6 protein-coding genes are annotated in these 8,786 nt (G+C 39.8%); 1 reads left to right on the top strand and 5 read right to left on the bottom strand.

Annotation, left to right across the window (positions count from 1 at the left end; all coding sequences use genetic code 11):
* Positions 1-87 precede the first annotated feature (87 nt).
* Together AC5JL8_RS23965 and tmk are read right to left on the bottom strand one after the other, a co-directional pair.
* Positions 88-744 (bottom strand): SnoaL-like polyketide cyclase, encoded by a 657-nt coding sequence (locus tag AC5JL8_RS23965; RefSeq protein ID WP_495882177.1) that lies wholly within the window; start codon positions 742-744, stop codon positions 88-90.
* 446 nt (positions 745-1,190) lie between these two features.
* Positions 1,191-1,832, bottom strand: coding sequence for a dTMP kinase (gene tmk / locus AC5JL8_RS23960; protein ID WP_495882176.1), 642 nt, complete (start codon positions 1,830-1,832; stop codon positions 1,191-1,193).
* 236 nt (positions 1,833-2,068) lie between these two features.
* Here tmk and AC5JL8_RS23955 point away from each other — a divergent pair, with 236 nt between their 5' ends.
* Positions 2,069-4,876, top strand: a complete 2,808-nt coding sequence (locus AC5JL8_RS23955) for an ATP-binding protein (protein ID WP_495882175.1) — start codon at positions 2,069-2,071, stop codon at positions 4,874-4,876.
* Between the two features lie 150 nt (positions 4,877-5,026).
* Here AC5JL8_RS23955 and argS read toward each other — a convergent pair whose 3' ends face one another.
* The 3 genes from argS to nadC all read right to left on the bottom strand — a co-directional run bounded on the left by argS (position 5,027) and on the right by nadC (position 8,659).
* Complete coding sequence (argS, locus tag AC5JL8_RS23950) at positions 5,027-6,793, bottom strand: arginine--tRNA ligase (RefSeq protein ID WP_495882174.1); 1,767 nt, start codon at positions 6,791-6,793, stop codon at positions 5,027-5,029.
* A gap of 224 nt (positions 6,794-7,017) precedes the next feature.
* Positions 7,018-7,584 carry a ParB N-terminal domain-containing protein gene (locus AC5JL8_RS23945; protein WP_495882173.1) on the bottom strand — a complete coding sequence of 189 codons (567 nt, stop codon included), beginning with the start codon at positions 7,582-7,584 and terminating at the stop codon, positions 7,018-7,020.
* Positions 7,585-7,792: 208 nt separating this feature from the next.
* The gene (gene nadC / locus AC5JL8_RS23940) at positions 7,793-8,659 is read right to left on the bottom strand and encodes a carboxylating nicotinate-nucleotide diphosphorylase (RefSeq protein ID WP_495882172.1); all 867 of its coding nucleotides are present in this window, start codon (positions 8,657-8,659) and stop codon (positions 7,793-7,795) included.
* Positions 8,660-8,786: the final 127 nt, after the last annotated feature.

Genomic DNA, 8,786 nt, shown 5'->3' with positions numbered 1-8,786 from the left:
AACGAGTTTTAAACTGTATGCGTCAAGTTCTAACTCTTCCTCAGTCCCTCAGTTCGCTTGCTCAAAGATTGCCAGGGATGAAATTTTTTAATGGAAAGGACAGCCTGTTGCCAGTTTATTCAAAAACGAACTGGTGTCAAAAAAATGTTCTAAAGACAAAATCTTTAAGTCTTCGTTAACGCGAGCAATACTAATACCAACTATTTCTACAGTCTCGCCTGTAGGTGCGTGTTCTTTGTATGGGCCGCTAAAATTTCCCCAATGACGCCACTTGAATGTTACATTTGGCGGCCCTGATAAAACTTCGACTAATTCCCACAAAAATCCATTGGGAAATGCTTGATGGAAAGTGTGTGCTGATGATTCAAAGTCTTCTTCTGAGGACTTATATTGTTCTGTATCGCCAAGAAATAGATTGTACGTTCCCGCTTCTACTATGTCCTCAGCTGTGTAAGCTGGCCCAGCGTTTGTTATCATACGAAACTTTTCAGTCACAATCGAAATCCACTGCTGGGGATTGCTTTTATAAGATGCTTCCATCTCAAAGGTTCTGACTAAATTTTGCACGATCGCTTCTAAAGAACCTTCAAGGTGATTATATTTGCTTTGTTTTTGCAAAAATTGATTGGTACGGGAGTAGTCAGGACGTGTTTGATATCGCCACTCAACATTAGCATCATTAGCAATGACAGTATCTCTGTCCTGTATCCAAAGAGGCTGGTTTGTAGCTTGTTCTGGACTCATAATTTTAGTACCCAATTAGTGGTTAGCTAAATTGATAGTTGGTAAAATTGTTATTTTCCAACTTTGTTTATTGACGATTAGCACAAGACAGTCAAAATTCACCCACTATCGAACAATGCCTTGCAAGTGTAGGTTATTTGGCTGATTTCAAAGAAGCTTTAAGATGATATTTTGGGAATTTTGCATAGCATCACTAGGCTATTACCCAGATTTGGCAGGAAAACTCCACAAAGTTTATATGACTTAGATTGATCGCAAAATAAGTCATACAAAACTTTGTCAAATTATCTAATTAATTAAAAACTTCCGAAATCATATTTGATTTCAATCCGACAAATTATGCTTGCATAACTTGTGAGAAATAGTGCTATTCAATTACGAGAATATACTTTTAAATTGTCACAACCGGTAAACCAATATAAAAGATACCACATGATGTAAAAAATTTAAAAAGCTAGCCAGGATTTTAAGCGATCGCCTAAAATACCTTGGATGATTTGTTGTACAGCTTCTTTGGTCAAGCTTCCATCTACGCGCACAATTCGTGTTGGATGAGATGCGGCTAACTCTGCATATCCCTGCTGTACCAGGCGATGAAAAGCGATTGTTTCTTGTTCAATTCGGTCTAATCCTGCTTCTTGTCCCCGTTTTCGGGCAAGTCCCACTTCTACATCAACATCTAGCCAGATAGTTAAGTCACTTGCTAACCCACCAGTAGCAATATAATTAAGCTGCTCAATTAAACTCATATTTAAACTCCGTCCATAACCTTGGTAGGCAATGGTCGAGTCAGTGTAGCGATCGCACAAAATATATTTGCCTGCTGCTAAATTTGGCTTTAGTTCTTGTTCAACGTGTTGCGCGCGATCGGCAGCATACAACAATAATTCTGTCACCTCAGTAATTGGTTTGTTCTCTGCCTTTTCTAACAATAAGCGGCGAAGCTGCAACCCTAACTCTGTTCCTCCTGGTTCACGAGTAAGTAACACAGAGATATCAAGACTTTGCAACCACTCAGAACAAAGCTGCATTTGGCTAGTTTTGCCGCAGCCCTCGACCCCTTCAAATACAATTAATCTGCCTTCCATGCGTTGTTAATTTTGCTACTACTAACTTGTTTTAGTCAGCTTCAATTCAAATCAACATAACATCTGGCAAAGCACAGAAATTCTAGAAAATTAAAGTTTTGAGAATTTTATAGGGATTGGTGACAAGAGAAAGAAGGAGTCTCCTCCTTTCCCTCAATTACCCGTTATGTTGATTACACCTATACAGTGGGAACTCTAACTAGTGAGATGAGAAAAGTTTCCTAGAGTAATTACTTATGATTCATTCCGATAGTACAGTGCTGCATCAGCCGTCATTCCGTGGTTTACCACGTAGCTTGAGTTCTTGGGAGACTTGGGCTTTTGGGCTAACATCCCACCTTGCTTGGACATCAGTAGTGCCAGCTGTTCATGCTGCTTTAGGAACACAAGCTGTTTTTGTCTGGGTTCCGGCTGTGATTGTTGGAATGCTACTGAATTATCAGATGAAGCATTTAGGTAGAAGTTTATTGGATGTATCTGGAGGAACTCCTAATTATGCAACAAGACTGTGGCAACGCTACCCAATAATTGCCCGATATGCAGCGATAGGATATCTCTTGGGTTGGCTTGCTTTCCTCTCAGTTAATGCTGTTGTGCTGACAGATATCATCAAAGTGAATCTTGAGGCATTAGGGATGAGCTGTCCAGAAGAAATACTCAGGATTAGCTTTATATTATTACCTTTTGTTGTTGCTTATAGTGGCACACGTGCATTAAGCATTCTACATATGTTTTTTGCAATTCCTGCCTGCATCTTGCTATTTACTTTTTGTCTACAAGGTCTTGGATTTTTAGCGTTTTCTAGTAATAGTCCTGGCTTTTTTCCTAATAATTGGTCATCTTTCAGCTTTGTTGATTGGGCAAAATGGTTTTATTTCGTTAGCTATACAGTCTACAGCTGTGAAACTGCCTCATCCTTTGTTGCTGATAGTCGTGAACCTAATAAAACTTTGAGGTTTCTAGATATTGCTGCCTGGTTAATGTTACCAGTGTTTGTGGGTGGTTCTTGGGTAATCATGCGTTTAGCAACAGATCCAAATCTAGACGATAATGCTTTTTTAAATTTTGTTGCAGCTTCTACACCATTTTGGGGAAATTTTGCCCCAGCGATCGCTACTTTTTTACTAGCTGGTGCTTGTTTATTAGGTTCAGCGACGACAGTTTCTCTTTGCCCTCGAATTATTTATCAGTTAGCTGTAGATAAACATTTTGCATCAGTATTTTCTGTAGTCTCACCTCGTGGGGTATTTGGCCCATCTCTCGCTTTAAGCCTGCTTTTGGGGTTAATTTATTTTATTTGGGGTAATGTATCTCACATCGTTGCAGCGGCAAATGCAGCTTGGTTTATATCATTTATGCTGGTGCATTTAGGTTTATGGCAACAACGAGCTAAGTTTGATGTAGTGCTTCCAAAGTTTACTCTAGGTATCTTTTTGCTAGAGGTAATAATCTTATTAGTAGGAAGTTCTGCTTGGGGCTGGCAATCTTCTCTTATCGGATTGTTAGCACCGTTTTTTGTATTAACAATTGATGCGTTAGTGCGGCGCATTCCTATTGCTATTTTCGGCGCTAATTGGTGGTTAAAACTTTATCAATCACGGCGGTCGAACCAATTTCAAGATTCGGTGATGCTACAAGTGAGCATCTTAATTTTTCTGTTGTGTAGTGCTGTTTTAGTTGGCTGTTTATTTGGTTGGCATTTAAATAAAGTTGCAAGTACAAATTTTCAAAATTTAGTCGTTGTTCTGCTGATGACGGTGGCATTTGTTGGAGTAGCGATCGCCTGTTGGACAAGTTTACCTCAGGTAGTGGCGATCGCTGAAGCGCGAGAGGCGGCTGAACACCTTTTTCATATTGCCCAAGATGGTATTGTCGTAACAGATGAACAAGGTATCGTTTGGCAAGCAAACCCAGCAATTGAATTTTTTTTTGGTGTTAATCCATTTGCTCTTTTAGGGCATCATCTCAACGAATGGTTGCCCGAATTAGCTTACTATCCAGAAGAGTGGACAAGGCGTAGTGAACACACCTTATTTCATAACGCTAAAATCAAAAATTTAGAAGTTTCTATTTCAGACCGACCCCATCAAGACTTTCGAGAATATGTCGTCATTCTCCACGACATTACCAAGCGCAAACAAGCAGAAGAAGTATTGCGACAATCAGAGGCAAAATTACGGGAAGAGGCTAAACAACTAGCTACTCAATTAGTGCAGAGTGAAAAGATGTCCAGTTTAGGACAGTTAGTAGCAGGAGTAGCACACGAAATTAACAACCCAGTCAATTTTATTTATGGTAATCTTACCCCTGCTAATCAATATATTCAAGATTTACTCAAACTGGTGCTACTTTATCAACAGCATTATCCCGACCCAGTAGCAGAAATTCAAGACGAAGCAGAAGCGATTGATATTGATTTTTTAGTTACAGATTTGCCACAATTACTAACTTCGATGAAAGTTGGAGCCGAAAGAATTAAAGAAATTGTCCTATCTCTGCGAAACTTTTCTCGCTTGGATGAGGCAGAAATGAAAGTGGTAAATATTCATGATGGTATCGACAGTACTTTGATGATTCTGGAACATCGCCTTAAGGATACAACTAAATATCCATCAATAGCAGTTATCAAAGAATACGGCAATCTGCCATTAGTAGAATGTTACGCTGGACAACTCAATCAAGTATTTATGAACATTTTGGTGAATGCAATTGATGCTTTAGAAGAATCATTTATTAATGACCAAAATATTAATACTCCTCAGATTCGTATAAAAACTGAATTGATAGATAATAAACAGGTAATTGTTCGCATTGCTGATAATGGCTCTGGTATGCCAGAAAGTGTGCAAAAGCGATTATTTGACCCTTTTTTCACTACCAAAGCAATTGGTAAAGGTACTGGTTTAGGTTTATCAATTAGTTATCAAATTATTACAGAAAAACATCGAGGAAAATTGCATTGTATTTCTTTACTCAATCAAGGAACAGAATTTGTAATTGAGATTCCCTTGCGTCAATACGCCACCACCGTTGATGTGAGATAACAGTTATAAACAAAAATATAATGTTTCTATTTGCAGATAAAGCTGTCTTCAGAAAGTGATCGCACTTTAACTTTTGCCTTTTTGTAGCAATTGCGATCGCCTCCTAATTATCCTGAAATTCGCGTCTGCCTAGTTTTGTTTTTCAAACTTCTACATTCTTTCTAGTACCTGAATTCCCAACAGGGATAGTCCTAGCTTTAGGGTTCTAGCAGTCAAATCACACAGAACTAAGCGAGATGTGCGCAGTGGTTCCTCCGCAGTTAGTACCGGAACCCCGCGATCGCGATCGTAAAACTGATTAAACTTTTTACTCAGCTCATACAAATACTCACATAAACGATTAGGCAGCAAGTCTTGCTCTACAGTACTAATAACTTCATCAAGTTGAAGTAAATACTTGCCTAACGCCAACTCTGTTTCATGCTGCAACAAAACTTTGGTATTTTCTCCTAACTCATTAAAGTTAATACCACCCTTGCGACTAATTCCCTGAATCCGCGCATAAGCATACAGCATATAAGGTGCAGTATTACCTTTAAGATCCAGCATTTTCTCGTAGCTGAAAATGTAGTTACTCGTGCGGTTTTGGCTTAAGTCAGCATACTTAACTGCACTTATACCAACTACTTCAGCAACGTTATTAATGAACTCTTGTGTTTCTTCGCGCTCTTCTTCTTTTAATCTAACTTCTAAATCTGCACGAGCATAAGAAACTGCTTCATCTAACAAATCCCGTAACCGTACTGTATCGCCTGAGCGAGTTTTGAACTTCTTGCCATCTTCCCCCAGTACCAACCCAAAGGGCACATGAACGAGTTCCACATCATCAGGAATCCATCCCGCTTTACGTGCGACCTGAAAGAATTGGGCAAAATGGTTTGATTGTCCAGCATCGGTTACATAAATAATGCGCTTTGCCTCATCTTGTTGAATTCGGTAGCGCAAAGCTGCTAAATCTGTCGTAGCGTAGTTATAACCACCATCAGATTTTTGCACAATCAAAGGCAGCGGTTCACCTTCTCTGTTAGTAAACCCTTCCAAGAATACACACTTCGCTCCTTGGTTTTCTACCAGTAATCCAGATTTGTCTAAATCTTCTATAATTCCTGGTAGCAAGGGGTTATAAAAAGATTCTCCCCGTTCTGTTACCTTGACATCCAGCAAGTCATAAATTACTTGAAACTCCTGTCTTGACTGTTCGCACAGCAATTTCCAAGCATGAAGTGTATCTTCTGCACCTGCTTGTAGTCTGACAACTTCTTGGCGTGCTGTCTCCTGAAAAGCTTCATCTGCATCAAAGCGCTGTTTCGCTTTGCGATAAAAACTGACTAAATCGCCAATATCTAAAGCATTGGCAGTGGTAAGTGCTTCTGGGTAAACTTCCCGTAAGTAGGCAATTAACATCCCAAATTGAGTACCCCAATCACCCACATGGTTTAACCGCAGGACATCATGTCCAAGAAACTCCAAAATCCGGGCAATAGAATCACCAATAATAGTTGACCGCAGATGCCCAACGTGCATTTCCTTGGCAATATTCGGACTGGAAAAATCTACAACTTCCCGCTGTGCTGTTTTTGCTATTGGCACACCCAATCTAGAATCTGCCTGAATAGCGTTAAGTTGCGCTTCCAAGTATGTAGTTTTCAGTTTCAGATTAATAAAGCCAGGCCCGGCTATATCTGGCGATTCGCAGATTTCTGATACATCTAATTTCTCAACGATAGCAGAGGCGATCGCCCTTGGTTGCTTTCCTAACCTTTTACTCAGGGATAAAGCCACATTCGCCTGATAATCACCAAATTTAGGATTGCTTGCAGGTACTAGAATCGGATCTACTCCAGCGTATTCACCGCCAAAAGCAGCAACCATTGCCTGCCCAAATTTCTCTTTTAGTTGTTCTTGTGTAGCGTTCATATATAAATGTTATCTGTCACAGGCGTAATGTGGCTGTTGAGAGTTTGATATTCTCAAAGCTTGATTATTTTAACCCTAAAATATAGTTACCTAGTGCAAGTGAGGGCTGCCTTAGTACAGCATTATGCCCTTCATTGTCTCCCATACTCGGCAAAACATCCCGAATTTGACAATACACCAAACCCAGATGGAAATTAGAAAATTTGCTGCAAGCCACTTTTTACTTAACTTCTGGCAATTTTTTTACTTACTTCTGTGAAGGATTTACCCTCATCTACTAGTCGCGCAACTAGAATAGCTTGTTGAGCTGGAGACCACTCTTTAATTCCAGAGATATGCCGGATACCTTGAAGTCGCCAAGAAATATCATTAGAATTACCTTTGTACAGCAGCACCTCAACCTCTTGCGTTGAAGATTGCAACCTGTTGAGATACTCCTCATCAATTCCCTCTTCACTAATTTCACCATCTTCAATGAGACGATGAAGGTCTTTAAGTGCAGAAAGACGACGATTTCCTTCTACAACAACATATTTATCGCCGTGGCCATTAATTGGTCGTACTACTATACGATCCATAGGTAAAAAGCCGTTCCGAAGAATACTGTCACGTACTTCCTTAACTCCAAAACTCTCAATCATTTTTTTGAGAGTTCTTTCTTGTATTTTCTGATCAGGAATTTTGTTTTCAGAAGTGGGTTTGTCACGTTCGCTTGAAAAACGAGGATTATTAGGATCTAAAAAAAGCTGTTCCAGAGATAAATTACGTGCTTCTAGTTCGTCGTTATACATGATGGTTTATGGATGCTAATAGCTATTGCACCTAAAGTTTTTAAATTGTACTTTAAACTTAGTATAATTAACTACCTTAATCCCGAAAAACTTTTATTGGTAATTAAACAATAGCTACCATCAATGAATACAGACAACACATCCTAAAATTACTAACCGAACACGCCAAACTTTGTTGAATATGATAACTACTGATTAGCCTTATTATTTAAAGTTGAATCCTCATACTCAAATCCAACCACTTTGACTGAGTAATCGGCGCACTACTAGAGATATAATCAACACCTGTCTCCGCCACAGCACGAATAGTCTCCAAAGTCACATTTCCCGACGCTTCAATCTTTACCCTAGTATTATGTTGGCGAATTAACTGCACCGCCTCACGCATTAGATCTACTGACATATTGTCCAACATAATAATATCGGCTTGATATTTTAGAGCTTCTTTCACCTGCTCTAAACTTTCCGTTTCTACCTCTATCGTCAAAGGGTAAGGAATCTGAGAACGGATACGGGTAATTGCTTCTCCAATTCCCCCAGCCGCTGCAATATGGTTGTCCTTAATCATCACCGCATCATCCAACCCCATCCGGTGATTAATCGCCCCACCGACGGCAGTTGCATACTTTTCCAACAGCCTCAGTCCTGGCGTAGTTTTGCGCGTGTCCACTAACTGAGCAGGTAAATCAACAATTTGCTCTACATATCTATTAGTTAAGGTTGCAATACCGCTTAAACGCATAACTAAATTGAGAGCAACCCGTTCCCCCATCAGCAGCGCATCTAGCGATCCATGAATTTCAGCCACTATTTGTCCTGGTTCACATGATTCACCTTCAGCCGAAACCGCCACAAAGCTAACGTTTTCATTTAAAAGCTGAAATACCCTGGCTGCAATTGGTAAGCCAGCAATTATTCCAGGCGCTTTCGTTATCCACGTAGCTGTTCCTGGTGTGACATCTAAGGTTATTAGGCTATTTGTTGTGCGATCGCCGCGACCAATATCCTCCAACAACCAGCCACGTAACAGTGGATCTAAAACTATCCACGGCGGCAAAATCCCAACCTTACTCACAATTTTATGACTTTTTTCTCTACTCTCAAAAATACTATAGCCTAAAACCTTTACCCTGCAAGGGTTTCAACTGCTTCAAAAAAAACTTGAAAAAATTTGGTCAAAAGAGTTGACAGTCTTAAGTAGG

It is taken from the genome of Mojavia sp., from assembly GCF_059505145.1.
This window is presented reverse-complemented; position numbering and strand designations above follow the sequence as displayed.